General features: G+C 64.1%; 21 protein-coding genes. 10 read left to right on the top strand and 11 right to left on the bottom strand.

Annotation, left to right across the window (positions count from 1 at the left end; genetic code table 11):
• Positions 1–49: 49 nt before the first annotated feature.
• From ECTOBSL9_RS11690 to ECTOBSL9_RS11670, 5 genes are read left to right on the top strand one after another with little or no spacing between them, the layout of a single operon-like run.
• Complete coding sequence (locus tag ECTOBSL9_RS11690) at positions 50–925, top strand: hemin ABC transporter substrate-binding protein (protein ID WP_063465197.1); 876 nt, start codon at positions 50–52, stop codon at positions 923–925.
• Complete coding sequence (locus ECTOBSL9_RS11685; RefSeq protein WP_063465196.1) at positions 922–2004, top strand: iron ABC transporter permease; 1083 nt, start codon at positions 922–924, stop codon at positions 2002–2004. Before ECTOBSL9_RS11690 ends, ECTOBSL9_RS11685 begins: the two co-directional genes overlap by 4 nt.
• Positions 2001–2897: a heme ABC transporter ATP-binding protein gene (locus ECTOBSL9_RS11680; protein WP_082829900.1), complete on the top strand. Its 897-nt coding sequence runs from the start codon at positions 2001–2003 to the stop codon at positions 2895–2897. Before ECTOBSL9_RS11685 ends, ECTOBSL9_RS11680 begins: the two co-directional genes overlap by 4 nt.
• Positions 2894–4225: a coproporphyrinogen-III oxidase family protein gene (locus tag ECTOBSL9_RS11675; RefSeq protein ID WP_082829899.1), complete on the top strand. Its 1332-nt coding sequence runs from the start codon at positions 2894–2896 to the stop codon at positions 4223–4225. Before ECTOBSL9_RS11680 ends, ECTOBSL9_RS11675 begins: the two co-directional genes overlap by 4 nt.
• 57 nt (positions 4226–4282) lie before the next feature.
• The gene (locus ECTOBSL9_RS11670; RefSeq protein WP_156500108.1) at positions 4283–4789 is read left to right on the top strand and encodes an HMA2 domain-containing protein; all 507 of its coding nucleotides are present in this window, start codon (positions 4283–4285) and stop codon (positions 4787–4789) included.
• A gap of 50 nt (positions 4790–4839) precedes the next feature.
• On the opposite strand, the gene ECTOBSL9_RS11665 is transcribed toward ECTOBSL9_RS11670, so the two are convergent.
• From ECTOBSL9_RS11665 to gltB, 6 genes are all read right to left on the bottom strand, one after another.
• Complete coding sequence (locus tag ECTOBSL9_RS11665) at positions 4840–5688, bottom strand: metal ABC transporter permease (protein WP_063465193.1); 849 nt, start codon at positions 5686–5688, stop codon at positions 4840–4842.
• The gene (locus tag ECTOBSL9_RS11660; RefSeq protein WP_063465192.1) at positions 5688–6257 is read right to left on the bottom strand and encodes an ATP-binding cassette domain-containing protein; all 570 of its coding nucleotides are present in this window, start codon (positions 6255–6257) and stop codon (positions 5688–5690) included. Before ECTOBSL9_RS11660 ends, ECTOBSL9_RS11665 begins: the two co-directional genes overlap by 1 nt.
• A 3-nt stretch (positions 6258–6260) precedes the next feature.
• Positions 6261–7145 carry a metal ABC transporter substrate-binding protein gene (locus ECTOBSL9_RS11655; RefSeq protein ID WP_063466172.1) on the bottom strand — a complete coding sequence of 295 codons (885 nt, stop codon included), beginning with the start codon at positions 7143–7145 and terminating at the stop codon, positions 6261–6263.
• An 85-nt stretch (positions 7146–7230) separates the two neighbouring features.
• On the bottom strand, positions 7231–8553 hold the full coding sequence (locus ECTOBSL9_RS11650; protein ID WP_240481126.1) for a TonB-dependent receptor: 1323 nt from the start codon (positions 8551–8553) through the stop codon (positions 7231–7233).
• Positions 8554–8799: 246 nt separating this feature from the next.
• Positions 8800–10287 carry a glutamate synthase subunit beta gene (locus ECTOBSL9_RS11645; protein ID WP_063465191.1) on the bottom strand — a complete coding sequence of 496 codons (1488 nt, stop codon included), beginning with the start codon at positions 10285–10287 and terminating at the stop codon, positions 8800–8802.
• 11 nt (positions 10288–10298) lie between these two features.
• Positions 10299–14843 (bottom strand): glutamate synthase large subunit, encoded by a 4545-nt coding sequence (gene gltB, locus ECTOBSL9_RS11640; RefSeq protein WP_082829897.1) that lies wholly within the window; start codon positions 14841–14843, stop codon positions 10299–10301.
• A gap of 140 nt (positions 14844–14983) precedes the next feature.
• On the opposite strand from gltB, the gene ECTOBSL9_RS11635 reads away from it, so the two are divergent.
• Positions 14984–15994 carry a TIGR00341 family protein gene (locus ECTOBSL9_RS11635; RefSeq protein ID WP_063465190.1) on the top strand — a complete coding sequence of 337 codons (1011 nt, stop codon included), beginning with the start codon at positions 14984–14986 and terminating at the stop codon, positions 15992–15994.
• Positions 15995–16018: 24 nt separating this feature from the next.
• Here the strand turns inward: ECTOBSL9_RS11635 and rnk are convergent, their stop codons facing one another.
• Positions 16019–16372: a nucleoside diphosphate kinase regulator gene (gene rnk / locus ECTOBSL9_RS11630; RefSeq protein ID WP_063466169.1), complete on the bottom strand. Its 354-nt coding sequence runs from the start codon at positions 16370–16372 to the stop codon at positions 16019–16021.
• 388 nt (positions 16373–16760) lie between these two features.
• Positions 16761–17477 (bottom strand): phosphoadenylyl-sulfate reductase, encoded by a 717-nt coding sequence (locus ECTOBSL9_RS11625; RefSeq protein ID WP_063465189.1) that lies wholly within the window; start codon positions 17475–17477, stop codon positions 16761–16763.
• Positions 17478–17708: 231 nt separating this feature from the next.
• Here ECTOBSL9_RS11625 and ECTOBSL9_RS11620 point away from each other — a divergent pair, with 231 nt between their 5' ends.
• From ECTOBSL9_RS11620 to ECTOBSL9_RS11605, 4 genes are all read left to right on the top strand, one after another.
• Positions 17709–19418, top strand: a complete 1710-nt coding sequence (locus ECTOBSL9_RS11620) for a nitrite/sulfite reductase (protein WP_063465188.1) — start codon at positions 17709–17711, stop codon at positions 19416–19418.
• Between the two features lie 19 nt (positions 19419–19437).
• Positions 19438–20460 (top strand): NAD(P)-dependent oxidoreductase, encoded by a 1023-nt coding sequence (locus tag ECTOBSL9_RS11615; RefSeq protein ID WP_063465187.1) that lies wholly within the window; start codon positions 19438–19440, stop codon positions 20458–20460.
• Between the two features lie 86 nt (positions 20461–20546).
• Positions 20547–21083: a DUF411 domain-containing protein gene (locus ECTOBSL9_RS11610; protein WP_082829895.1), complete on the top strand. Its 537-nt coding sequence runs from the start codon at positions 20547–20549 to the stop codon at positions 21081–21083.
• Between the two features lie 14 nt (positions 21084–21097).
• A complete protein-coding gene (locus ECTOBSL9_RS11605) occupies positions 21098–21601 on the top strand; it encodes an acyl-CoA thioesterase (RefSeq protein ID WP_063465186.1) in 504 nt (167 codons plus the stop codon).
• Positions 21602–21616: 15 nt separating this feature from the next.
• On the opposite strand, the gene ECTOBSL9_RS11600 is transcribed toward ECTOBSL9_RS11605, so the two are convergent.
• Genes ECTOBSL9_RS11600 through ECTOBSL9_RS11590 form a run of 3 tightly spaced genes read right to left on the bottom strand, consistent with a single transcriptional unit; the run spans position 21617 to position 24512 of the window.
• Positions 21617–22885 carry an HD domain-containing protein gene (locus ECTOBSL9_RS11600; RefSeq protein WP_063465185.1) on the bottom strand — a complete coding sequence of 423 codons (1269 nt, stop codon included), beginning with the start codon at positions 22883–22885 and terminating at the stop codon, positions 21617–21619.
• A gap of 26 nt (positions 22886–22911) precedes the next feature.
• A complete protein-coding gene (locus tag ECTOBSL9_RS11595; RefSeq protein ID WP_063465184.1) occupies positions 22912–23619 on the bottom strand; it encodes an SDR family NAD(P)-dependent oxidoreductase in 708 nt (235 codons plus the stop codon).
• Positions 23616–24512: a flagellar assembly protein T N-terminal domain-containing protein gene (locus tag ECTOBSL9_RS11590; RefSeq protein WP_082829894.1), complete on the bottom strand. Its 897-nt coding sequence runs from the start codon at positions 24510–24512 to the stop codon at positions 23616–23618. Before ECTOBSL9_RS11590 ends, ECTOBSL9_RS11595 begins: the two co-directional genes overlap by 4 nt.
• Between the last annotated feature and the right edge of the window lie 601 nt (positions 24513–25113).

The following is a 25113-nucleotide window of genomic DNA, read 5'->3' as shown; positions in this document are numbered from 1 at the left end:
CCCATGAACCACCCAACCGCCCGTCGCCTGCCCGGCCTGGAGTGCTGCCATGCATCGTCGTGACATGCTGCGCTGGCTCGGGGGTGGCGCCCTGGGCGTGATGTGTGGGCCGCTGGCGGCCAGACCCGCCTGCGCCGCCCACGACATGTACGTGGATGGAGGCCTGGTGGCCATCGGCGGAGGCCTGACCGAATCCATCTTCGCCCTGGGTGCAGGCCAACAAGTACTGGGGGCGGACACCACCAGCACCTACCCGGAGCCCGCCAACGCCCTCCCCAGGGTGGGCTACCAGCACACGCTCACCCCGGAGAGCATCCTCTCCTTGCGGCCCGACGTCCTGATCCATGACGGTAGCGCCGGCCCGAGCACCACGCTGGAGCGTGTGGCCGGGGCAGGCGTCAAGCTGCTCACCGTGTCCGGGGAACCCAGCCTCAACGGCTTCAAGATCCGGGTGGTCACCCTGGGGTGCTGGCTGCGTGCCGAAGCCCGCGCCATGGAAATCATCCGCTCCGTGGAGGCAGATCTGGACAGTGCCCGGGAGATCCAGGCGGATCTGGGCCGCCCGCCCCGGCTGGTGTTGCTCATGGCCCATGGCCAGGGCAACGCGGTGGCGGCCGGGCGGGACACCAAGGCGGATGCCCTGGCACGTTTATGCGGCGGCGAGAACGTCTTTCAGGATTATTCCGGTTACCGACCGGTTTCCCGGGAAGGCGTCATGGCCCGTCGACCCGATGCCCTGATCATCTCGGGAGAAGCGGCGGCAGATTTCGGCGGATCGCTCTCCCAGGTGCCCCAGTATGTGGGCGACACCCTGTTCCTGCTGGGCTTTGGGCCCCGCCTGGGTGAGGCCGTTCTGGATGTGAGCCGCTTCCTGAACAAACGCCTCGCCGCTCATCCCCTGTCCGTGAGCCGTGGGTACGCATGAGCGCGGTGGCCCCGGACTGCATGCGCTCGGGCCAGACCCTGCAGCCTGAAGGCTCACGGTCCGCCCGGGCGCGCCTGGTGATCCTGGCCCTGATCCCCGCGGTCCTCCTCGCCGCCATGCTGGGGCTGACCACCGGCGCGGTGGCGATGAGTCCCTGGGAGGTGCTGCGCATCCTCACCGGGCAACTGGAGGATCCCTTTCTCCATGAAGTGATCTTCAATCTGCGCCTCCCAAGGGTTCTGGTGGCCATGACCGTGGGGGCCGCGCTCGCCATGAGCGGTGTGGCACTGCAGGGGTTGTTCCGCAACCCCCTGGCGGATCCCGGCCTGATTGGTGTTTCTGCGGGTGCCGCCCTGGGCGCCGTGGCGGTGATCGTGCTGGGCACCACGGTGCTGGCCCCCCTGGTCCTGCCCCTGGGGGTGCTGGCACTGCCCCTGGCGGCCTTTGCCGGCGGCCTGGCCACGACCTGGCTGGTCTATCGCCTGGCGAGTCGAGGCGGACATACCTCGGTGGCCACCCTGCTGCTGGGCGGCATTGCCATCAATGCCATTGCCGGCGCCGCCACCGGGATGCTGGTCTACATGGCCGATGATCAGCAACTGCGCACCCTGACCTTCTGGAACATGGGCTCCCTCGCCCATGCCGGGTGGACCTTGTGGGCGGTCAGTGCCGGCTTCGTGCTGCTGGCCCTGGCCGCCCTCCCCTTCATCGCCCGCGCCCTCAATGGCCTGATGCTCGGCGAATCCGTGGCGACTCACCTGGGCTTTCCCGTGCACCGCATCAAGACCCTGGTGGTGATCACCGCCGCGCTGGCGGTGGGGGCCTCGGTGGCCATCGCCGGCATCATCGGTTTTGTGGGGCTGGTGGTACCCCACCTGCTACGCCTGACCATTGGCCCGGATCACCGCTATCTGCTACCCGCCTCGGCCCTGGGCGGCGCCCTGTTGCTGCTGCTGGCCGATGCCCTGGCCCGGGTGATCGTTTCTCCAGCGGAATTGCCCATCGGGCTTTTGACCGCGCTGCTGGGCGGACCCTTCTTTTTGTGGTTGTTGATGCGTCAGCAAGGGAGGCTGGGATGATCGCGTCGATCCTTCATGGGCGATGGCGCCTGACTGCGGGCCAGGCCTCGACCACGCCGTCTTCGGGGTCATCCTGTACCGGCATCCAGGTCCGGGATCTGCGGGTGGAACGCCAGGGCCGCACGCTGGTGGACAGGGCCAACCTGGATCTGGAACCGGGCACCGTCCATGCCCTGGTGGGCCCCAATGGGGCCGGCAAGAGCACACTGCTGTCGGTACTGGCGGGCGAGACGCTGCCCAGCCGAGGTCAGGTGATCTGGTCAGGCCTGCCCCTGGAAGCGTGGTGCCCCAACGCCCTGGCCCGCTGCCGTGGCGTACTGCCCCAGGAGGCGGTGGTCACCTTTCCGCTGACCGCCTGGGAAGTGGCGGAAATGGGCCGCCTGCCCCACCGAACCCCGGAACAGGACACCCCTATCGTGCGCGAATGCCTGGATCGGGCGGGGGTACTGCCGCTCTCCGGGCGGGACTATCGCAGCCTGTCCGGTGGTGAACGTCAACGGGTACAGATGGCACGGGTCATGGCGCAGGTCTATGAGACCGGCGCCCAGCGACCCGGGGTGATGCTGCTGGATGAGCCCACATCGGCCCTGGACGTGCGTCATCAACTGCGACTCATGGAACTGTTACGCACGGACGCGTATCGGGGGCGCGCCATTCTCGTGGTGCTTCATGACCTCAACCTGGCCGCCGCCTATGCCGACCGCATCACCATTCTTGAGGGTGGCACCGTGGTGGACAGTGGCGCCCCACGGGATGTCCTTGTGCCCCCCACCATCCGCCGGGTCTGGGGCGTCGACTGTGTGGTGGAAACCGACACCGCCACCCAGTGCCCCTGGGTGCGGTTGCGGTATGGCGCCTCCAAACCCCATTGCGAGCTGGAGCCTTTGCCATGATCACCCATCCAACGAGATCTTCCCGAACTACACCCCACGACCACCGAAACACCGGACATCCCCCGGTCCATTACGAAAAACGTCTGAGGAGTCACCACGACGCCCTGACCCCTTTGCACGGACTCTCGGCGGGCGCCGTCACGTTGGGTGAGCATCTGGAAGGTTGCGAGCCCAGTGGGGCGCCGCGGGCCATTTACGTGCACATCCCCTTCTGCCGCAAGCTCTGCCATTTCTGCAACATGCGGCGCATGAAGGGCGCACCGGATGACACCTATACCGAACTCCTCCTGCGCGACATGGAAGCCCTGACCCGCCTGCCCTATGTGGCCGATGGGCACTACGGCGCCATCTATTTGGGTGGCGGCACCCCCAGCACGCTCAGCGCGGCGGCTCTTGAGCGGATCCTGGCGGGTTTGAAACAGCACTTCCAGCTCACCGATGATGTGGAAATCACCCTGGAGAGCAGCGTCACGGAACTCACCGAGGAGAAACTTCAGGCCTGCATGAACTCGGGCGTGAATCGGGTCAGCCTGGGTGTGCAGACTTTCCATGATGCCGGGCGCAGCCTGCTGGGCCGCAGCGGCAACGGCCAGTGGATCGCCGAGCGCATTCGCCGTTACCGTGCCCTGGGGCTGGACAACCTGGGGATGGACCTGATCTACCACTACCCGGAGCAGACACCCGAGGATCTGGCGGCCGATCTTCACAGGATTGCCGAGCTGGACCTGGCCGGCTTTTCCTTTTACGCACTCATGGTGAGCGACAAGAGTCGGCTGGCCCACCAGCATCCCGAATGGACGACACAGACGGCGGAGAGCCTGCATCGGGAATGGGGGCTTTTCAGGCAGATCATGGAGCACAGCCATCATCAGGGGTTCCAGTTGCTGGAACTGACCAAACTGGCGCGTCCCGGGCGGGACCGCTACCGCTATGTGGATCTGCGCTACCAGGGTGGCGACACGCTGCCCCTGGGGGCGGGTGCCGGTGGTCGGCTGGGCGGCATGATGCTGATGAACCCCCTGGCACCAGAAGCCTACGAACAGGCGGTGAATCACCCGGGGGAACGCCAGGGGCTGGCCACCCGAGACCCTTACCCGGCCTTTTACCGGTTTATCGGCGGCATCCAGTTCGGACAGGTGGATATGGGCCACCTGCCGGCCGTCTGCCGGACGCCGGTGGCCGCCGTATGCGCCGAGCGCGTGGCCCAGGGCCTGCTCACTCCGGTGGACGGCGAGCGCATGGTGCTTACCATCGAGGGTGTGTTCTGGGGCAACAACCTCGCCGCGGAATTGGCAGCCACCGCCATGGAGGCATGGCAGAGAAGATAGTCCCTTGGAACGGTCCCCCATATTGAAGGCCAACCACCAACAGGGCATCCTTGGCAAATGAACCTTATCGTCTCCTCAATACCCGGTCGTCTGCGCATTCGCCATAACGCCTTGCGTCAAGCCGCCACGCTAAAGTCCATGGAAGACCATCTGCGGGATCATCCTGCGGTTCGGGAGATGCGCGGCAACCCGCGGGCGGGCAGTCTGGTGGTTCAGTACGATGCCCGTCACACGGCTCCGGCGGACATGGAGAAGGCCGTCCTGGAGCGTGCCTGGCATGACTTGGAAGCGGCTGAGCCCCCCAGCGACGCAGCACGAGCGAAAGGCAGCCAGGCCACTCCCGAACGGCGCAGCAACCTGCCCCGACGCAAGGGGCCTCGGCCGCTGAGGATGCGTGTCAACCGGGTGGCCAAGGTGGTCATGCTGGTGACCCTGGGTGTCTCCCTGGCCGTGGCGGAATTAAGGCCACGGGGGTGGAAACACTGGCACGCCACCACCGGATGGGCTTTTGTGGTGGCCCTGGCGGTGCATCTTTATGTGTACCGCCGTCACCTGGTGAGATGATCCAGCGGGCCAGCCAGGGTGGGGTCGGCACAGGTGGACACCGATCATGCTCACCTGCGATTGGCGGGATCCGGGATGGCTGTTGGGGACGAGGCGACAGACGGTGACGCCAGCTTGAACCCGCGTCGTGCAAACCTGAGCAAGGCGGTGGCACACAGGGTCAGCACCAGCACGGGTCCGAAGGGCTGATCCACCGCAACCGCTACCACGAAGGCCACCACATAGGCCGCCACTGCCAGCGCGGCGGCGATGATGAGTACATTGCGCCACCCCTGCGCCAGACCCCAGGCCACCCAGGCAGGTATGAACAGCAGCGCAAACGCCGCCATCACGCCGAAGGTGGTGGTGGCCACCGCCACAATGGCCACCACCAGCCAGTCGAACGCCACCCGGTGCCGCCAGGCGGGTATGCCGTTGGCCGAGAAATAGTCCGGAAAGAAACGATCCATGAGCAGGCGCTGGCTCAGCCAGGACATGCACAGCATGCCCAACACCAGCAGCGCCAGGGCACCCAGCAAATGGGCCTTGCCGGTAAAGTACAGCTGCCCATCCATGAGGGACTGACCCACCATTTCCCCATGAGCGCTGAAAGAACCGGCCACCAGGGCCACCCCCCAGCCCAGCAGGATGAACACCACGAAGTGGTGATTACCCGGGTTCGCCAAAAGCCCCTTGACCGTGGCCACCAGACCAGCCGCGGCCAGCGCACCCAGCATCACCGGGGCATGGAAGACCACCGCCACCACCGCGCCAGCGGCAGCCACCTGGGCATAGGCCAGGGCCGCCAGCCACTCCTCCCTCAGACGCAGGTAGACGCCGGCAATGGCGGCCACCGGCGCCAGCAACAGGCCGGTGACAAAAGGCAATCGAAACAGGGGGTCAAACAATAAATCCAGCATCAGACACTCACCGAGACAACGCGGGAACAGATGGCATCGATGAACGATGCCTCATGGCTGACCACGAGGAGTGTGCGGCCTGCCTGATCCTTGCGGATGAGGTTCACCAGCGCATCCATCGTGGCGGGATCCAGGTTATTCGTGGGCTCATCCAGCAGCACCACATCGGCCGCGCTACCGAGGCAGGCCCAGATCTGCAGGATCTGGAATTGCCCACCACTGAGTTGATCCACACGACCGTCGAGAAGGCGGGATATTTCCGGTGGCGGCACCTGGCGCGAGGCCCCGGTGAGCCTCACCAGGTCATGACCGGACAGGGGGCATTCAGGCGGTCGCACCGGCTGCTGGCGGTGATGCGCCAGCTCGATGCCCGGCGCGGTCTGCAACCGCCCCCGAAAGATCCTGGCATGTCCGGTGATGGCCTTGATGAGCGTGGACTTGCCTGCCCCGTTGCTCCCCAGAAGGCCCAGCACCTCGCCGCGAAAGAGTTCAAAGGTGGCGGGGCCGACCACCGGGTGTTCATACCCGGCGACGACCCCGTCGCACCGTAGTAAGGCTTCGCTCGTCATGCCTCAGAGTTTACCGGCCATGGCATCCACCCACTGCCCCATCAGATCAAGATAATCATCGGCGCTGGCTCCCACTTCCGGATCCAGCGGCAGGGCATAGACAGGCCAGTCCAGTTGCTCGGCGACGAAACGGGGGCCCCGTTCCTGATGGAAGGTGGCACGAATCACCACGCCTTCCCGACCTTCCAGGTCACGCACCAGGTCACGCAGATGACGGGCGGTGGGCGGAATGCCCGGCAGCGGCTCCACGTAGCCCAGCACGGGCACGTCCAGGCGCTTGGCCAGATAGTCGGCGTCTTCATGGAAGAACACCACGCCCGGCACGTCGGCCACCCGCTCCCGCCAGGCGGGCAGTCGCTCTTCCACCTTGCGCTCGAAGGCCTCGGCATTGGCGCGGAACTGCTCGGCATTGGCGGAATCGAAGCGGATCAGACGCTCGGCCAGGGCGTGAGCCACCTCGGCCATGCGCACCGGGTCCATGTTCACATGGGGGTTCCCCGCCGGGTGGACATCACCCAGTGCACGGTCCGCGGGACCACCCACACCGATCAGATCCACCTGGGCTGCGGCCTCGAAATAACCGGTGCGGCCGGGGAAAATCGAAGGGTTGTTGGCGCCGCGGATGGCGGCGGGCAACCAGCCCACCTCCAGTTCGGCGCCTACCGCGACCACGAGATCGGCGCCACGCAGGGCCGCCATCATGCTGGGCCGGGCCTGCAGGTAATGGGCATCACGATCTGCCGGCGCCAGCACGCGCACCGAGACGGCATCACCGCCCACGGTCTCCGCCAGCATGCCCATGGCCGGCGTGGTGGCCACGACGTTAACAGCAGCCTGGGCTGTGGCGGTAAACACCAGCAACACCAGGCCAATCAACCATTTATACATCATCATATCTCCCTTGAAATTTGCAATCGGGCATGAGGCCGCCTAGGCACTTCAGTGGCACCCGGCGGCCTTGTGGGTCGTGGACTTAGAATTCGTGAGCACCGTGTACGCCGAGCGCCATCTGGAACTGCAGCATGAAGGACCAGCCGTCGCCGTCCTCGCCGTTTTCGGTGGCAAAGTCGGAACGGTTCACCTGGCCCCGCAGCATGGAAAACTCGGTGGGGCGGAAGGTGACGTTGCCGGCGTAGCGGTAGGAGGTGCCGAAGGAGGCGAATCCATCATCCTCGACCTGGGCATTGTCATTGGTCAGGCCCAGGGCCTCGGCCCGCAGACCCAGTTGCCAGCGTGGAGCCACGCCATAGACGCCTTGAAGGTACAGACCATCCTGCTTGGACTTGCGGGACAGGTACTTGGTCTCCTCCAGCGCCCCATTGTTGACCCCCGAGAATCGGAACTCGCGGAAGTCTGCATCAATCTCGCGATAAAAGTATTCGCCCTGGAGCGTCAGATCGCCCTGCCCATGGGAACGACCAGCATCATATTTGTACACCGCGTCCACACCAGCGAACCAGGCATCACCGTCCCAGGTCTCGTAGCGCAGGCTGGAATGGAGATCATCCCGCTGGAAGGCACGGGCATAGCCGTAGGAGAGGCCGAACTGGGCGGCATGGTCATAGCCCAGATCCGGACCGAACTTGGCAAAGCCGGTGATCAGGCGCGGACCCGAGACATCATCGAAGGGGGTGTCATCGCGCCAGCGCTGGCGCGCCGGTCTATCTGGATTGTGGTCGGAGTCCAGTTGATGGCCCAACTCTCCCGGCAACACGGTCACATGGGACACCCGGCCGCTGCCCTCATGGGCGGCAATGCCGCTGGTTTCCCCCTGCAATAACTCAATACCAAACCGACTGTAAAACGGCGTATTCGGCATCCACGTCAACTGCACCCCCTTCTCCTGCAGGCCGTGATCGCCAAAGAGGAATTCATTCACCAGTGGCCGATCCACGAAGGCCCAGTCGTGGGGGTGCTGGGAGTTGATGTAGCCAATGTCGGAGAGGAACTTGCCCGCCTTGATCTGCAGGCCCGCAGGGAGGTTGCGGGTGGTGGCATAGGCCTCCTCCACCTCGATGTTGTGCTCATCCAGGGCCAGCATCACGAAGGCGTCGAAGTAATTATCCACCGAAGCACTGAAGGCCAGTTCAATCTCGCGCAGGTTGAAACCATCATCCAGGCCGTGCCCGTGATCATGGCCATGCCCGTGACTATGCCCGCCCTCGAACCCTGCGGGCTCATCCACATCACCGCTGAATTCATTGAAATAAACGGTATCGACAATGACGGAAATGTCCGGGTTGAAGGCCGATCCGGAGGTCACCTGATGGCTGCCTCCCAAGGGTAACGGCGACATTCGGGCGCCGGGTAGCTGGCTATCCCGAACCATGTCCTGCGCCATCACCGGCAGGGAAAACGACATCAGCACTGCGGCAGGCAGGGCGCGTTTGAGAAGAGTCATCGTGGGCGAGCTCCTGTGAGTGTATGATGAACTGAGAATCTTTTCTTTTCGGCATGTTATATCATAGCCTCCAGGAATCGAAAACAGGACAGCGGGAATCACACCCATCTGTGCCGTGCGACGTCAGGCCCGGTTTTTCCTCTAAAGCCCCCTGGGCGGCAGCGGCGGATACGCGGTCTGCAGGCTTACGGGCAGGCGCGACTCACCCATCAGCCACAGGTCGATGTGGCGCGCCACATCGCGCCCTTCCCCGATGGCCCACACCACCAGGGACTGCCCCCGACTGGCATCGCCGGCCACGAAAACCCCGGGCACCGGGGTCATCTTGCGCTCATCCGCCTCCAGGGTGTGGCGGGAGGTCAGCGTCAGACGTTCATCGCTCAGGCCCGCGGCCTCGGGCCCCTGGGAGCCGATGGCGATCAGGATCCGGTCAGCAGGCATGACGATCCCGGCCTCAAGCACGCTCTTGTCAGTACGCCGCCCCTGATCATCCCGCTGCCATTCCACCCGCTCCAGTTCCAGGGCATCGACCCGACCGTCCTGATCCTGGTCGAGAAAGGCCGATACGTTGAGGCTGAAGGCCTCCTCTCCCCCCTCCTGCAGGGCATAGGTCTGCTGATGGACCTGTGGTGACTGGGGCCAGGGGTTATCCGGTCGACGCGTCTCCGGCAAGGGGGGATTGATGCTGATCTGCACCACCGACTGCGCCCCCTGCCGATGCGCGGTGGCCACGCAGTCGGCCCCGGTATCCCCACCCCCCAGCACCACCACGCGCTCGCCCCGGGCATTCATGGCTGCATCCAGGGGTTCACCGGCCTGGTGTCGGTTTTCGGCACACAGGTAATCCATACCGAACGATACCCCCGCCAGGTCCCGACCCGGCACCGGCACATCGCGGGGGCGCCGGGCGCCGATGGCCAGGCAGACGGCGTCAAACCGTGCCTTGAGTTCATCGATGGACACATCCTCACCCACGGCCACGCCACAGCGAAACTCAATGCCCTCCTCGCGCAGTTGCTGCACCCGGCGTTCCACCTGGTGCTTGGCGAACTTGAAGTCGGGTATGCCATAGAGCATCAGGCCGCCGATAGCGTCATCCCGCTCGAACACCGTCACCCGGTGTCCGGCACGGTTCAATTGCTGGGCCGCCGCCAGGCCGGCCGGACCACTGCCCACCACCGCCACCTGCTTGCCGGTGCGCTGGGAGGGGGGCTCGGGGCGTATCCAGCCCGCCTCCCAGCCCCGGTCAACGATGGCCCGCTCGATGTCCTTGATGGTCACCGCATCATCGTTGATGGCCAGGGTGCAGGCCGTCTCGCAGGGCGCGGGGCAGGTATAGCCGGTGAACTCGGGAAAATTGTTGGTGGCATGCAGGCGTGCCAGCGCCTCCTGCCAGGCCCCCCGGGACACCAGATCATTCCAGTCCGGGATGATATTGCCGATGGGGCAACCCGCCATGCAGGTGGGGATACCGCAGTCCATGCAGCGCTCTCCCTGGGTGCGCAACTGCGCCGGATCCCACTGAAATCGATAGATCTGGTGAAAATCCACCACCCGCGAGGCTGGCTCGCGATAGCCGATGGGCCGCCGGGGATGACGCAGGAATCCATCAGGATGGTTCTCGGACATGGCGTGATACCTCAGGCAAGGGGTGCCGGTGGCTGAACCCGGATGTCCTGCCCCCGGGACAGAGTGTCCGCCACCACATCGGCGTAGGCCTCGGGCACCACCTTCACGAAGGTATCCAATGCCTCTGGCCACTGGGCAAGGATCTGCGTGGCCTTTTCACTCCCCGTGCAGGCCACGTGATTCTCCAGCAGGCGCTGCAGCAGCGCCTGATCCCGGGGCTCGGTGACTGGCTCGACACGAATGCCTTCGGCCTGGATGGCATCCTCCACATGTCCTTCCTCATCCCAGAGATAGGCCTCGCCACCGCTCATGCCGGCGGCAAAGTTTCGGCCGATGGGGCCCAGGATGACCGCCACGCCCCCGGTCATGTATTCGCAGCCATGGTCGCCTACCCCCTCGACCACACTCAGCGCACCGGAGTTGCGCACACAGAAGCGTTCCGCGCCACGGCCGTTGAAATAGGCCTCGCCTCCCGTGGCCCCGAACAGGGCCACATTGCCGATGAGGGTGTTGTCGGCGGCCACATAGGGGGCGTCAGGGGGCGTTCTCACACTGATCAGGCCACCGGACAGTCCCTTGCCCACATAGTCATTGGCGTCTCCCTCCAGGTGCAGGGCAATCCCCCGGCACACAAAGGCCCCAAAGCTCTGTCCGGCCGTGCCCGTGCAGTGCACCTGAATCGTACCCGGTGGCAGCCCGTCACTCCCATACCGGCGGGTCACCTCGTAGCTGAGCAGTGTGCCGAAGGTCCGGTCACGGTTGCGCAAGCCAATGGATACACTCACGGGTTCGCCCGAGGTGAGCGCCGCATCGGCCTGGGCGATGACCTGATGATCGATCTTGCGGTCCAGGCCATGATCCTGCTCACGCACCCTGCGGGGGCTGTCCTGGGAACGCACCCGTCGCAGCAGGGCCGAGACATCCGGCATCACCTGCCCGGGTTGACGCGCGGGTCGCGCCCGCAGGCACTCCACCCGGCCAATGGCCTCATCCAGGGTGCGAAACCCCAGCGATGCCATGATCTCCCGCATCTCTTCGGCCACGAATCGCAGGTAATTGACGACGTGTTCCGGGCGCCCCTGAAAGCGTGCCCGCAGCTCGGGGTCCTGGGTGGCTACCCCCACCGAGCAGGTATTGCAGTGGCATTTGCGCAGCATGATGCACCCCAGGGTGACCAGCGGCGCGGTGCCAAAACCGTATTCCTCGGCCCCCAGCAGGGCGGCGATCATCACGTCGCGCCCGGTCAGGAACCCGCCATCGGCCCGCACCGTGATCCGCGAGCGCAGCCCGTTGGCCATCAGCACCCGCTGGGTGTCCGCCAGGCCCAGTTCCCAGGGGGTGCCGGCATGCTTGATGGAGGTCTTGAGTGCCGCACCGGTGCCGCCGGAATCGCCGCTGATCAGCACCGCGTCGGCCCGGGCCTTGGCCACCCCAGCGGCGATGGTGCCCACATTGGCCTTGGCCACCAGCTTGACGTGGATCTGGGCCGTTGGGTTGGCGCACTTGAGATCGTGAATGAGTTGCTGCAGATCCTCGATGGAATAGATGTCATGGTGTGGCGGCGGTGAGATCAGGCCCACCCCCGGCACGGTGAACCGGACCCGGGCGATGCCCTCGTCCACCTTGCCCCCGGGCAGTTCACCGCCCTCCCCCGGCTTGGCCCCCTGGGCCATCTTGATCTCGATCTGCCGGGCCTGGGCCAGGTAGCGGGCGCTCACGCCAAAGCGGCCGCTGGCTACCTGTTTCATGGAACACTCGCGCTCGGTACCAAAACGCTCGGTCTGCTCGCCCCCCTCCCCCGTGCCGGATTTGCCGCCGATGCTGTTCATGGCGATGGCCAGTGCCTCATGGGCCTCCTGGCTCAGGGCCCCGAATGACATGGACCCCGTGGAGAAGCGCCGCATGATGGACTCCACCGGCTCCACGGCATCCAATGGGATCGCGGTGGTTTCATCCACGCTAAATTCCAGCAGGCCACGCACATTCAACAGTCCCCCGGCCGGCTCGTTGGCGTCGCGGGCAAAATCCCGATATGCGGCGGCGTCGTTATTGCGGGTCGCCTGCTGCAGCTTGCCGATGCTGTAGGGATTCCAGTGATGCCGCTCGCCGTCCCGCCGCCAGTAGAGATGTCCGCCGGGGTCCAGCGGCAGTTCGGCGGTGATGGGTCGGCCAAAGGCCCGCTCATGGGCGGCCAGGGCATCCTGCTCGATCTCCGACAGACCCACGCCGGGCAGGTGCGCCATGGTGCCGGTGAACCAGGCATCAATCAATTCCTGATCCAGCCCCAGGGACTCGAAGATCTGCGCGCCCTTGTAGGCCTGCAGGGTGGAAATACCCATCTTCGACATCACCTTCAGCAGCCCTCCCTCCAGGGCCTTGCGGTACTGTGCGATGGCGGCATCGGCCTGCGCTTCGATCATGCCCTCATCCACCAGGGCGCGGATCCCCTGATAGGCCAGCCAGGGATGAATCGCATCGGCGCCATAACCGATCAGCACGCACATGTCATGGGCCGTATAGGGCTGGCCCGACTCCAGAATGATGGCTGTGCGCATGCGCAGGCCGCAGCGAATGAGATGATGATGCAGGGAAGACACGGCCAGCAGCGCCGGGATCGCCACCCGTTCAGGCCCCACGAACGCATCGCTCAGGAGCAGGACACCGCCCCCTTGTTCGATGATCTGCACGGCTGTTGCGTGCATGGCCCGTGTGGCGGATTGCAGGTCGAGCCCCTTGGGGTAGGTGATATCGACGGGGCGCGGTTGCAGATCCTCACGGTGGATCATGCCAAGCGCATGCGCCTGGGCACTGCTCAGAATGGGGGACGGCAGATAGAGTTGCCGGCAATGATCCTCGCCTTCTTCGAGCAGGTTGCCGCGCGGGCCCACATAGGCACCCAGCGAGGTCACCAGGGCCTCGCGGATGTAGTCCAGGGGCGGATTGGAGACCTGGGCAAACTGCTGCAGGAAATAGTGGCTCAAGGGGCGGGAACGGGATGACAGCATCGCCGGTGGGGTGTCATTACCCATGGCACCGATGGGATCCCGCCCGGATTCGGCCATGGGCTTGAGGAACACCCGCAGGCCTTCCAGGGTGTAACCGAAGGCCCGTTGATACTGACCCAGGGCGTGAGGCGGCGGGCCTCCCATCGCCGGCCCGGAGGCCACGGGCGGGTCTGCGGGCAGGGTCAGACGATGCTCATGTAGCCAGCGCCCATAGGGCCGTCCGGCCAGTTCCGAAAAGATCTGGGTTTCGGGAACAATGCCGCCACGCTCGGGATCGAGCACGAACAGGGCCCCGGGGTTGAGTCGCCCCTTGCTCAGGATCTGGTCCGGCGGAACATCCAGCACGCCGGTCTCACTGGCCATGATCAGGCGCCCGTCCCGGGTGATGCTGTAACGGCAGGGCCGCAGGCCGTTGCGATCCAGCACCGCGGCGATGCGCTGGCCATCGGTGGCCACCACCAGGGCCGGACCATCCCAGGGCTCCATCAGGGTACTGTGGTATTCGTAAAAGTCCCGTCGGTCCTGCGGCATGGCGGGATTCTTTTCCCAGGCCTCGGGAATCAGCATGCGCAGGGCATGGGGCAGACTGCGTCCGGTCAGCGCCAGGAGTTCCACCACGTTATCCAGCTGGGCGCTATCGCTCAGGCCCTCCCCGGTCAGGGGCTTGACCTTGTCCATGTCATTACCCAGTTGAGGTGATGCCAGGGTGGATTCCCGGGCCCGCATCCAGTTCTGGTTACCCCGCAGGGTGTTGATCTCCCCGTTGTGGACCAGATAGCGATAGGGATGGGCCAGATCCCAGGCGCCCAGGGTGTTGGTGGAGAAGCGTGCATGCACGAGCACCAGCGAGGAGGTGACCCGGACATCGGACAGATCCGGGAAGTAGCTTCGGAACTGCCCGCAGGTGAGCAGGCCCTTGTACACCACCGTGGTCCGCGACAGGGAGCAGATGTAGAACGTCTCCGCCCCTGTCCCCACCAGATTGCGGTAAAGCACCTCGTTCTCGATGGCGCGCCTCAGGACGTAAAGCCTGACATCCAGGGCCTTGGGTTCCAGCGCCTGTTTTGACCGAACGAAGAACTGCCAGGTCTGTGGTTCGCTATCCAGGGCGGTCTGGCCCAGCCCCTGGTTCTGAGTGGGCACCTGCCGCCACCCGATCAGATCGAAGCCCTCGGCCTGGCAGCGCCGGGCAATCAGCGTGCGGACGGCCGTCCTATGATCTCCGTCCCGAGGCATGAAGATCTGGGCCACGCCGTATTCATCCCGGTCTCCCAGGCTCGGCACCAGGCTGGAGAAGAAGGCATGAGGTTTTTGCAGGAGCATGCCGGCGCCGTCGCCGGTGTTCTCCTCCGCGCCCCGGGCACCCCGGTGATCCAGGTTTTCCAGGCACTCAAAGCCATCTTCTATAAGCCCATGGGTCCCGTGCCCATCCAGGTGAGCCAGCACGCCCACACCACAGGCTGAATGCTGGTGGACTCGCAACCACTGGTGGGTGTTCGCATCGACGGGCCGATCTCCTAGCCCATCATGGGGATTCACAAAGGCGGTCATGGTGGTGCTCCTGGGGTGGACGCAGCATGTTCGACCTTGGCCGGCCATTCTGCGCTCAGGTCATCCAGCGGATCAACTTGTGAACCGCCCACGGCACCCGCAGTCACAATCCTTGATGATCCGTTTGCAGGGACTTTGCCATGCGTATAGTGGAGGTGATTGCACCATCCCGGTTACAGGCCCATCTGCTGGAGATGGCCCGCACCCGCGGCGCCCTGGATGCCTGGTGTGGAACGCTGAACGATGATGGCCGCGTGGCGGTGCGCATGGTGGTGCTGGAGGAGGAACGCCAGGCCCTGCTGGACGACCTGCAAAGCCTGCTGATGGAAGAACCCAGTGCGCGCATTGTCATCACGCCCATCGAGGCCACCGTGCCCATGCCCGCCCCGGGCGAGAAGACCCCGCGCCCCGAACACCCCCGCTCACGCAAGGTGAGCCTGGAGGAGCTCTATGCCGGGATCGCCAAGGGGGCCACGCTGGATCGCAATTACCTGATGCTGATCGTGCTATCCACCGTGGCTGCGACCATCGGTCTGGCGGAGGACAATACCGCCGTGGTGATCGGCTCCATGGTCATCGCGCCCCTGCTGGGCCCGGTGATCGCGTTTTCCTTCGCCACCTGCCTGGGGGAGCGTTCGCTGGCCATCCGGGCTCTGCTCACCACCCTGGCGGGCCTGTCGGTGACGGTGGCCTGTGCCACACTCGTGGGTTACCTGTGGCCGGTGAGCGTGGGCAATCACGAAGTGCTGGCGCGCACCGAGGTCAATATCGCCCACGTCATCCTGGCCCTGGCCGCCGGTGCCGCCGGTGTGCTGGCCCTGACCAGTGGCGTGACCTCGCGTCTGGTGGGCGTGATGGTGGCAGTGGCATTGCTGCCACCGGCCGCAGTCACCGGCCTGTTGGTGGGCAAGGGAGAGTTTGATCTGGCCCTGGGAGCCGGGCTGATGCTGGCAGCCAATGTGGTGTGCGTGGTGCTGTCAGCCCAGTTCGTCTTCCTGTTCCAGGGGGTGAAGCCCCGCCGATGGATCGGCGTGGGCCAGGTGGAGCGGTTCACCCCCTGGGACTGGATACTCTGGTCGCTGGGGTGCCTGCTCCTACTGGCCGGCCTGGTGCTGGCCATCCTCTGGCGCAATGGTGCGTTATCGCTATGAAGTTGGCATGAAAGCCGCTCGCCATCAACGATGCAGGTCCCCTGCGCTCTCGGGCTGGTAGAGGATTTCGTCGATGCGCACGCGGATGATGCCGCCACCAGGTCGGGGCCATTCGATGCTCTCCCCCACCGACAGGCCCAACAGGGCACTGCCCACCGGGGCCACGATGGAAATGCGGTTGGGGTCACCCGTGCTGTCGCGGGGGTAGACGAGGGTCATCTCGAACGACTCGCCGGTGGACTCCATAACAAAACGCACCGTGCTGTTCATGGTGACCACGTCGGCGGGCATCTCGTGGGGCTCGACCACCTCGGCCCGATCCAGTTCTGCCTGCAGGGCGGCACGCCCCGGGAAACTGTCCTCCGGGAGGGAGGCCATCAGGGTATCCAGGCGATCGTAATCCTGGCTGGAGACAATAACCTTGGGTTTATCTGTCACGTCCACACTCTTGGAAATAAGGCGTTTAACAAGCCCTCATTGTAGCCCTGGCGGACAGGAAAAGCTGCCTTGACCGCAGACAGAAGATGTGAAGATGTCCCCAGACCTGAAAAGTCCCCCCTGAATATTGTTGCGTGAAAATGCCGTGTCAAGACTTGACAGGCAAGGACTTTCAGGAACGCCCCTTTTAACCAGGAAACAAGCAGTTACAGAGCCTGGTTACTTTTTGACCAATCTGTTCACAGGCCGCGAACCGTCGCGGCCTGTGACATGTTCATGACATTTTGCCCACAAGGTTATCCACAGGTTCTGTGGATGACCTTCGCGCTCACACATGCTCGTGCAAACCGCACTCACGCTTGAGGCCGAAAAAACGCATCTGATCGGGATGTTCGATCTCGTGAACCGATCGGGTGCTGTGCACATCGCCGATGGACAGATACCCCTGATGCCACAGCGGATGGTAAGGCAACCCATGTCGGGTCAGGTACTGATGCACGTCCCGATCGGTCCAGTCGATGATGGGGTGTATCTTGGCCCTGCCATTCTGCCAGGCCACCACGTCCAGTCCGGCACGGGTCTCGGACTGCTGGCGGCGCAGGCCCGCCAACCAGGCATCCGCCCCCTGCTCCTTCAGGGCCCGCTGCATGGGTTCAACCTTGTTGATGCGGTTGTAGTGCTTCAGCCCTTCCAGCCCCTGCTCCCAGAGGCGTCCAAACCGGGCCTCCTGCCACGCCGATGACCAGGGGGAGCGGTACACCTGAAGGTTCAGACCGAGTTGCTCCGTCAATTCATCCACAAAACGGTAGGTCTCCGGGAAGAGGTAACCCGTGTCCACCAGGATGACGGGGATCTGAGGTCGCACCTGAGTCACCAGATGGAGCATGACCGCAGCCTGAGCCCCGAAGCTGGAACTGAGCACGATGCGCTCTCCAAAGTAGCTCAGGGCCCAGTCCACCCGAGCGCTTGCGTCCCTGGGCTTCAATTCCCTGTTGATCCTTTCCAGGGTGTCGCGGTCGCCTGAGATCCGATGGGGGGCGTACATGGGGTCGATCCTCTTGGTGTTGAACCTGGCCCCACCTTACCCAAATTGCGATTCATCAAAAAAGAATGAATTGTTTTTTATCAATTCGATTTTGTTCTTTAGGTGTCGTGAGCTTAAATACCCAATAGATCTAATCCCATTATCATAAATTCTTTTTCGCTATTGATATTTCGCATTATCTTGATGATCCAGTGGCTCGTCAGCCGCCCCCTTCAGCAACCAAGGATCAGCATGTATCAGTACAACGAATGGGATCAGGCTCTGCTCCAGGAGCGCGTGGAACAATTCCGCGACCAGACCCGCCGATTCCTGTCCGGGGAATTGAGCGATGACGCCTATCGGCCGCTGAGGCTCCTGAACGGCCTTTACATCCAGCGCCATGCACCCATGCTGCGCGTGGCCATCCCCTACGGACTGCTCAGTAGCACGCAACTGCGGGGCCTGGCCCGGGTGGCGCGTGACCACGACCGGGGCTTCGGGCACTTCACCACCCGACAGAATATCCAGTTCAACTGGGTCAGACTGGAGCAGGTACCCGAGGTGCTGGCCTTCCTGGCGAAGGTGGGGCTGCACTCCATCCAGACCAGTGGCAACTGCATTCGCAACGTCACCTGCGACCCCCTGGCCGGCCTGATGCCCGATGAGGTGGATAATCCACTCACCTGGTGCGAAGTGGTTCGGCAGTGGGCCACGCCGCACCCGGAATTCAGCCATCTACCGAGAAAGTTCAAGATCGCGGTCACTGCCAGCCCCAAGGATCGTGCAGCCACCCGCATCCATGACCTGGGCCTGCAATTGATCAGGGATCCCTCGGATGCGCTGGGCTTTCGGATCAGTGTCGGCGGTGGTCTGGGTCGGGATCCTCATCTGGCCAGGACACTGCGGGCATTCCTGCCCGCTGACGATCTGCTGGACTATCTCACCGCCATCCTGCGCGTGTACAACCTGAACGGGCGCCGCGACAACCCCTACAAGGCGCGCATCAAGGTGCTGGTGAACAGCCTGGGGCTGCAGGCCTTCAAGGAGCAAGTGGAATCGGAATGGGCGCGCATTCGCCGGGACCAGCCCGTATCCGCGCTGGAGGCCCATCGCCGTGTCAGCGAACGGTTTACCACCCCCACCCATGAGGCTGGCGGCCCCTCTCAGCCCCCTGCCCTGCCAATGGGCACGGATGCCGGGCGCCAGGCGGCTTATGATCGCTGGCTGCGCTTCAACACCCAGGCCCATCGACAACCCGGCTACCGGGTAGTATTCATCCCGTTGAAAGGGCCCGGGCGGGCACCCGGCGACCTCACGCACCAGGAGATGCATGCCCTGGCGGATCTGGCCGAGCGCCACGGCTTCGGCGTGCTGCGCAGCACCCATGATCAGAATCTGCTACTGCCCGATGTCCCCATGGCCGACCTGCCTGCACTGTGGCAGGCCCTGGAGTCTCTGGGGCTGGCCCATGCCCACATCGGCACCCTCACGGACATGATCGCCTGCCCGGGTCTGGATTTCTGCAACCTGGCCAATGCCGCCACCCTGCCCCTGGCCCAGGATATTCAACAGCACTTCGACAACCTGGACTATCTGCATGATCTGGGCAATGTCCAACTGAACATCTCCGGGTGCGTCAATGCCTGCGCCCACCATCATGTGGGTCATATTGGCCTGCTGGGCGTGGAGAAGCAGGGCGCCTCCTGGTACCAGATCCAGTTGGGAGGGTCCTCCGGCGAGCATGCCCGGCTCGGGAAGGTACTCGGCCCTGCCGTTCCCGCTGACCAGGTGGTGGATGCCCTGGACAGCCTGCTCAAGGTCTACCTGGACCAACGCCAGCCCGACGAACCCTTTCTGGACACGGTGCAACGCATCGGTCTTGAACCCTTCAAGGAGCACCTGTATGGCCCTGATCACTCTCGGCGGAAGCGTCGTTCCCGACCCGCAGCAGCAGACGCGTGAAGAACAGCAGGGATAACCCATGGACCATTTCCCCATTTTCCTGGATCTGCGCGAGCGCCCCTGCCTGGTGGTGGGTGGCGGCCGGGTGGCAGCACGCAAGGCGCGGCGCCTGCAACAGGCAGGGGCCCGCGTATACCTGCTCAGCCCGCAGCTGACGCCTTTCCTGGCCAAGGCCGTGGAGCGCGGTCTGTTCGAGCATCAGGCCGGCTGGTTTCATCCCGAGGCCGTTGAAGGGATGACATTGGTCATTGCCGCCACAGACGATGAGATCGTGAATCAATCGGTCTACGATGCCGCCCGGCAACGGAGCATTCCGGTGAATGTGGCCGACAGACCCGCCCTGTGCAGTTTCATCATGCCGGCAGTGGTGGACCGCAGTCCGTTGCTTGTGGCCATCGGCACCGGTGGCACGGCGCCGGTCCTGGCCCGTGCCCTGCGCGCCCGACTGGAGGTTCTATTACCGCGAAATCTGGGCGCGCTGGCGCAACTGGCCGGTGGCTGGCGCGACCGGGTGGCCCAGGCTCTACCGCAGCCTGATCAACGGCGACGGTTCTGGGAAGCACTGCTGGGGGGCATCTGGCAGCCGGGCATGGACAAACAAGCCCGCGACGAGGACTTCTCCCGCTTGCTGGACACCTGGCGCAGGGGGCAAGCGTCCGAGGGCGAGGTGGCGTTCATTCCCTGCCCGGGAAACGAACCGGAACAACTGACCATCCAGGCCCTGCGGCTCATGCAGCAGGCAGATGTGATCATTCATGACCCGGATACGCCGGGTCCGGTTCTGGATTATGCCCGCCGGGAGGCGGAACTGATCCCGGCGGGCCAATGCAACGATCTCAATGGCATGCCTCAGAGTCCCACGTTGCCCGTCATGATACGCCACGCCCGCAGTGGTGCCCGGGTGGTGCGCATTGGCCGGACAGACCCCGGGAATCCCTTCGCTTCCGACCGAGCGACCCTGGATCAGCTGGATGTCCGGGCCTTTCCGGTGCCGGGTGTCGCAGGTGGGTGCGAGGGGTCAGCTCAGGCGATGGCCAGTTGACCCAGATCATGTGTCGCTTGAAACCCATCCATATTGCGGATTGTCAATATGACCCACTCCAGCGATTGATCAAGAGGACATCCATCATGCCACCGGCCATCTCTTCCGCCCCACCAATCCCCCGCTTCCGGCTGTTGCTCTGCCTGCTGACCGCCCTGCTCCTCCTGCCGGTCACCGCGCTGGCCTCCGAGAACCGCGTCAGTGAATCCTCGCCACTGGGGCAACTGATCGCCACCGACAAGGACATCAAGGTGTTCAAGACCCCTTACTGCGGTTGTTGCAATGACTGGGTCACCTACATGGAGCAGGAAGGCTTCACGGTGGAGGCCGTGGACGTGAGCCAGGAGCAACTCAACCGACTCAAGTACCACGGCGGTCTGCAGCCGGGGATGGGGTCCTGCCACACGGCCTTCATCGACGGTTATCTCATCGAGGGCCATGTACCGGCCAGTGACATCCGCCGCCTGCTGGATCAGCAGCCGGACGTGGCCGGACTGGCCGTACCCGGCATGCCGGTGGGCTCCCCCGGTATGGAAATGGGTGACCGTTTCGACGCCTTTGACGTCATCACCTTTGATCGCAGTGGCCAAAGCGAGGTATTTTCTCGGCACAATCAGAACTGAGCACCCTCGCCGTAATGGAAAAACAGAACAAGACCCTCACCATGAGCGTGCTCATGACGCCGGACATGGCCAATTTCACCGGCCATGTCCACGGAGGCGCCACCCTCAAGCTCCTGGACCAGGTGGCCTACGCCTGTGCCGCGCGCTACTCCCACAACTATGTGGTGACCCTCTCGGTGGATCAGGTGTTCTTTCGGGAGCCCCTGAGGGTGGGTGAACTGGTGACCTTCCTGGCCTCCATCAACTACACGGGCAACAGTTCCATGGAGGTGGGCATCCGGGTGAATGCCGAGGACATCATCCACCAGAACGAGCGTCACGTGATGACGTCCTATTTCACCATGGTGGCAGTGGATGAGCACGGGCGCCCCATGAAGGTCCGCCCCCTGGAGATCGAAACCCCCACCGAACGCCGGCGGTATGAAAACGCCGCAACGCGCCGGGAATTCCGCCGCGAGATCGAACGCCGCAACGCGGAAATCCGCAAGACGCATGCCCCCAGTGACGATAGCCCCTGAGCACACGACCCCAGATTATCTGGCCGTCGGCGCGTATTCACCGGGATGGCCAAAATACCCGGATGCCAGTTCCGCCGCCCTGCTGGCCACTGCCTCGGGTGTGAACACATGGAATCGCCAGAGGCCAGCGTAGCGCGCCTCCAGGGCAGCGATCTCGGCGCAGGCGGCGCTGTCGGGGTCATTGAGACGACGCAGGCCAGAGGCCGTCTCCACCCAGGCCCGCGCCTCCTTCATGACCGTCAGGGCCGGGCAATAGACGATCACCTCTTCCGGCGACACCCCAAGCTCGGCGGCCAGCACCGCTTCCGCCTCGGCGCGGCGTGTGCCCGAGTCATGATACTGCCCCACCAGGGCTGCCCGCCCCGCCGGGTCCAGGCTGTCGGCGGACAGCACATAGCTGCGTTTGAGCAGGCGCCGCTGTGACAGGCATTGCGCCAGATGACGCGCTCCCGGCGGGGCACCGGGCTGTTCCAGCCGATCCAGCAAGGTCCAGTCGTTGAGGTGCAGCAGTTCGGGTTCGGTCAGCCACTGCGCCTGCAGGGCCAGTTCCACCGCCTTGGAGATCATGGCGCCCGCCACCACCTTGGTGTGGTGGTAATAGACCCGCTCGGTGAGGAAATAGCGCATCCGCAGCAACTGCACCACCTCGGACCGGGCATCGGGCCGGTCCATGCCATGGCGCGCCATGCGCAGGGCCAGGTGATCATCGGCCACGGTAAAGTAACGAAACACCCGGTCGTCGTAGTCCTGGGCCAGGCCGGTGAACAGGCTGTCGCGGCGCAGATAGTCCAGCAGATCCGCATCCAGCGTGGAGGCAATGACCTCCCGGGCCCAGGTGGGCAGGTCGCTTGGGCCCTCGCCCAGCAGGCCAGTGACCTCGCCCAGCACACCCAGCCGGTCCAGGGCGCCCCCAAGCGTTCCCTTCAGCAGTCGCCCCATCCGGTCACCCTTGTCGTGACGCGGGAACAGGCGCCGCTCATCCTCCAGGGTGTGCCCGAACGGGATGTGGGTCACGTCATGCAAAAGCGCCCCCACACCGATCAGATCCTCCAGATCCGAAGGTACCGACCTACCCTCACGGCGCAGGCCATCGATCATCCGGTGTGCCAGGGCACAGGCACCCAGGGAGTGATCGAAACGGGTATGCAGGGCGCCCGGGTAGACAAAACTGGCCGTGCCCAGCTGCTTGATACCTCGCAGCCGCTGCACATCCGGCAGGTCCAGGACGGCCTGCTCAAGCGCGCTCAGCTCGATATCGCCATGGACCGGATCACGGATCACCATGGGCCTTGAATCCCCGCTGCCTCCCTTCACCAGGGCAAGGCCTCACCATCGAAAGACCAGAACCCACCGCTGTCTTCGGGGCTCAACCCTTCCAGCACCTTAAGCATGCAGTTCACGCTGTAGGCGGGCGTGAACAGGGCATCGGCGGGCACGTTGCGCTGGAAGGGCCTGGAGAGAGCGGTATCCGTCGTACCCGGATGCAGTGAGGCCAGCACGAGTTGTGGATGGGTGCGCCGCAACTCAATGGAGAGGTTCTTGATCACCATGTTCAAGGCCGCCTTGGAGGCCCGATAGCTGTACCAGCCCCCCAGTCCGTTCTCGCCGATACTGCCCAGGCGCGCGGATACCGTGACAAAGATCGCCGGGCGGCCATGACGCATGAGCGGCGCCATGTGCTTGGCCAGCAGCAGCGTCGGCAGGGTGTTGACGCGAAAGTTCTGCATCACGAACTCGGGCTCCACCTGGGCCACACGCTTCTCGGGGCCGTGCGCCCCCTCATGCAACAAGCCTGCGGTGTTGATCAGCCAGTCGATCTCGCCAAGATCCTGAGCCAGCCGGGCCACCGCCGTTTCATCGGTCACATCCAGAGGCACCCATTCCACCTTGGCGTCCTCCCATGAGGGTGGCGTGCTGCGATAGGTGCCCACAACACGCTGCACCGACTCCCGCGCCGCCAGGGTCTGTGCGAAGGCGGAACCAATGCCGCCGGATGCGCCGATAATCAGGATGTTCATTGCGCCACACCATTCCTCTTCGGGCAATCAAGGGTGGAGAGGATCTCCTGAGACAGGGTATCCATCACCCAGCCAAAGCCCTCTCCATAATCCGACTCGTAAAAACGCTGACTCCCAAAACCCACCCGTGAGGTCACCAGCACATCCCCCCGGGACTCTCGCGCCGCACGCCGCTGTGTCATCAAGTCACCAGACTCAGCTTCGAACAGGTAGATCTCCACCTCCGCTCGCCGGCTATGCCGGTTTCTCAGGATGCCCACGCTTTCATAACCGATGTCGAGCACAATGCCGGCCACCAGAAAGTCCACCTCCATGTCCTCCGCGATCAGCTTCACCCGTTCCCTTACCTCGGTAGCGCGGGGGTTGGGAAGATTGCCGTTCAGGGGAAAGAACAGAAGACGATGGGCAGCGCGATGGACCTCCAGCGGCGTGTTGATCCCCACTCGATGCAGGATCTCATTCGGAACGCCCATTTCGACCCCCGCCACCCCCATCAGGGTGTTTTGATGGGGCTTGAGGAGCGGGAAACTCACGGCCCCGATCCGCATCCCCACCAGCGCGCCACAACCGGTCTGGGCCTCGTCCACTCGCACTCGCACACGATAGAGGCCTCCTTCCTGGCCTTCGCTGATCACCTCATAGCGGGAAACATGGGCGCCAATTCGGAACCGGGATTCATCGGACACCACCACGCCCTGGCTGAGGCCGAACTCCCCCCGGATGGTGATGCCCGACTGCGACGAAGCTGACCAGAGGGCGTCCTTCAGTGCCTCCCTGCGGGCCTCCTGAACACTCTGGTTCTCGGTGGATGCAACGCCATCGGCAACAATGGCCTGCCCCCCGACGGCCATCCCTGGCAGCCACAACAACACGATGAGTGCGAGGACCCTCATGACATCCTATCGTTAACGTTGATAATAATAGTATGGCGCCTGCGAGCAGTAGGGCTCAGTGCAGTGCTGCCATTCGGGGACACGTTGCCGTGCTGGTTGCAAAGGCACCACGCGCGCGGGCGGGCAGGGACTCGCGCCGCAATAAGGTTGCGTGACGACGGGCTGCCGGGGCGCCACCGGCCGGACGGGCTGGCACAAATGTGGCTGAGAAACGCATCTGTAGAAGTCCCGACCGACGGTGTACTCGAGTGTGGTCTCATAGATATCATCATCAATGAGGGTCACGTCGATGACGCGCGCGCCCCGAATCTTCTTGTCGACGAAAGTCCTCACTCTATCATGCTCGCCGGCCATGTCACGCAAGCTACTGCCACTCTCGAGCCGGAGGCCATAGAGTTCTTCAGCCAGGTTGCGGTACGCATCCATACGACTGGCCCGAATGGCCATGAGTCTCTGCTGGGACTGCGTAAGATCGGATCTTGGCACACTCGTGCCATGCCCCCGGACCCGGATGGTCCGTTCTTCCATAGCCGTGTATTGGTACCCTTGGACAGGCACTTGATAGGAGTGGGCACAGGCTCCTGTCAGCGTTATTACACCC

It is taken from the genome of Ectothiorhodospira sp. BSL-9, from assembly GCF_001632845.1.
In the GTDB taxonomy this organism is placed as follows: Bacteria; Pseudomonadota; Gammaproteobacteria; order Ectothiorhodospirales; family Ectothiorhodospiraceae; genus Ectothiorhodospira.
This window is presented reverse-complemented; position numbering and strand designations above follow the sequence as displayed.

What these genes read in the sequence shown, in the direction of transcription:
- gltB (WP_082829897.1), bottom strand. Translation starts at nt 14,843, where the DNA reads ATGACCGCCTTTGTGAATCCCCATGATGGGCTAGGAGATCGGCCCGTC.
- ECTOBSL9_RS11625 (WP_063465189.1), bottom strand. Translation starts at nt 17,477, where the DNA reads ATGTACGCCCCCCATCGGATCTCAGGCGACCGCGACACCCTGGAAAGG.
- ECTOBSL9_RS11680 (WP_082829900.1), top strand. Translation starts at nt 2,001, where the DNA reads ATGATCGCGTCGATCCTTCATGGGCGATGGCGCCTGACTGCGGGCCAG.
- ECTOBSL9_RS11645 (WP_063465191.1), bottom strand. Translation starts at nt 10,287, where the DNA reads ATGTCCGAGAACCATCCTGATGGATTCCTGCGTCATCCCCGGCGGCCC.
- ECTOBSL9_RS11660 (WP_063465192.1), bottom strand. Translation starts at nt 6,257, where the DNA reads ATGACGAGCGAAGCCTTACTACGGTGCGACGGGGTCGTCGCCGGGTAT.
- ECTOBSL9_RS11655 (WP_063466172.1), bottom strand. Translation starts at nt 7,145, where the DNA reads ATGTATAAATGGTTGATTGGCCTGGTGTTGCTGGTGTTTACCGCCACA.
- ECTOBSL9_RS11665 (WP_063465193.1), bottom strand. Translation starts at nt 5,688, where the DNA reads ATGCTGGATTTATTGTTTGACCCCCTGTTTCGATTGCCTTTTGTCACC.
- ECTOBSL9_RS11650 (WP_240481126.1), bottom strand. Translation starts at nt 8,553, where the DNA reads ATGTCGCCGTTACCCTTGGGAGGCAGCCATCAGGTGACCTCCGGATCG.
- ECTOBSL9_RS11690 (WP_063465197.1), top strand. Translation starts at nt 50, where the DNA reads ATGCATCGTCGTGACATGCTGCGCTGGCTCGGGGGTGGCGCCCTGGGC.
- ECTOBSL9_RS11610 (WP_082829895.1), top strand. Translation starts at nt 20,547, where the DNA reads ATGCCACCGGCCATCTCTTCCGCCCCACCAATCCCCCGCTTCCGGCTG.
- ECTOBSL9_RS11600 (WP_063465185.1), bottom strand. Translation starts at nt 22,885, where the DNA reads ATGGTGATCCGTGATCCGGTCCATGGCGATATCGAGCTGAGCGCGCTT.
- ECTOBSL9_RS11670 (WP_156500108.1), top strand. Translation starts at nt 4,283, where the DNA reads ATGAACCTTATCGTCTCCTCAATACCCGGTCGTCTGCGCATTCGCCAT.
- ECTOBSL9_RS11615 (WP_063465187.1), top strand. Translation starts at nt 19,438, where the DNA reads ATGGACCATTTCCCCATTTTCCTGGATCTGCGCGAGCGCCCCTGCCTG.
- ECTOBSL9_RS11620 (WP_063465188.1), top strand. Translation starts at nt 17,709, where the DNA reads ATGTATCAGTACAACGAATGGGATCAGGCTCTGCTCCAGGAGCGCGTG.
- ECTOBSL9_RS11635 (WP_063465190.1), top strand. Translation starts at nt 14,984, where the DNA reads ATGCGTATAGTGGAGGTGATTGCACCATCCCGGTTACAGGCCCATCTG.
- ECTOBSL9_RS11605 (WP_063465186.1), top strand. Translation starts at nt 21,098, where the DNA reads ATGGAAAAACAGAACAAGACCCTCACCATGAGCGTGCTCATGACGCCG.
- ECTOBSL9_RS11675 (WP_082829899.1), top strand. Translation starts at nt 2,894, where the DNA reads ATGATCACCCATCCAACGAGATCTTCCCGAACTACACCCCACGACCAC.
- rnk (WP_063466169.1), bottom strand. Translation starts at nt 16,372, where the DNA reads ATGGCCTCCCTCCCGGAGGACAGTTTCCCGGGGCGTGCCGCCCTGCAG.
- ECTOBSL9_RS11595 (WP_063465184.1), bottom strand. Translation starts at nt 23,619, where the DNA reads ATGAACATCCTGATTATCGGCGCATCCGGCGGCATTGGTTCCGCCTTC.
- ECTOBSL9_RS11590 (WP_082829894.1), bottom strand. Translation starts at nt 24,512, where the DNA reads ATGAGGGTCCTCGCACTCATCGTGTTGTTGTGGCTGCCAGGGATGGCC.
- ECTOBSL9_RS11685 (WP_063465196.1), top strand. Translation starts at nt 922, where the DNA reads ATGAGCGCGGTGGCCCCGGACTGCATGCGCTCGGGCCAGACCCTGCAG.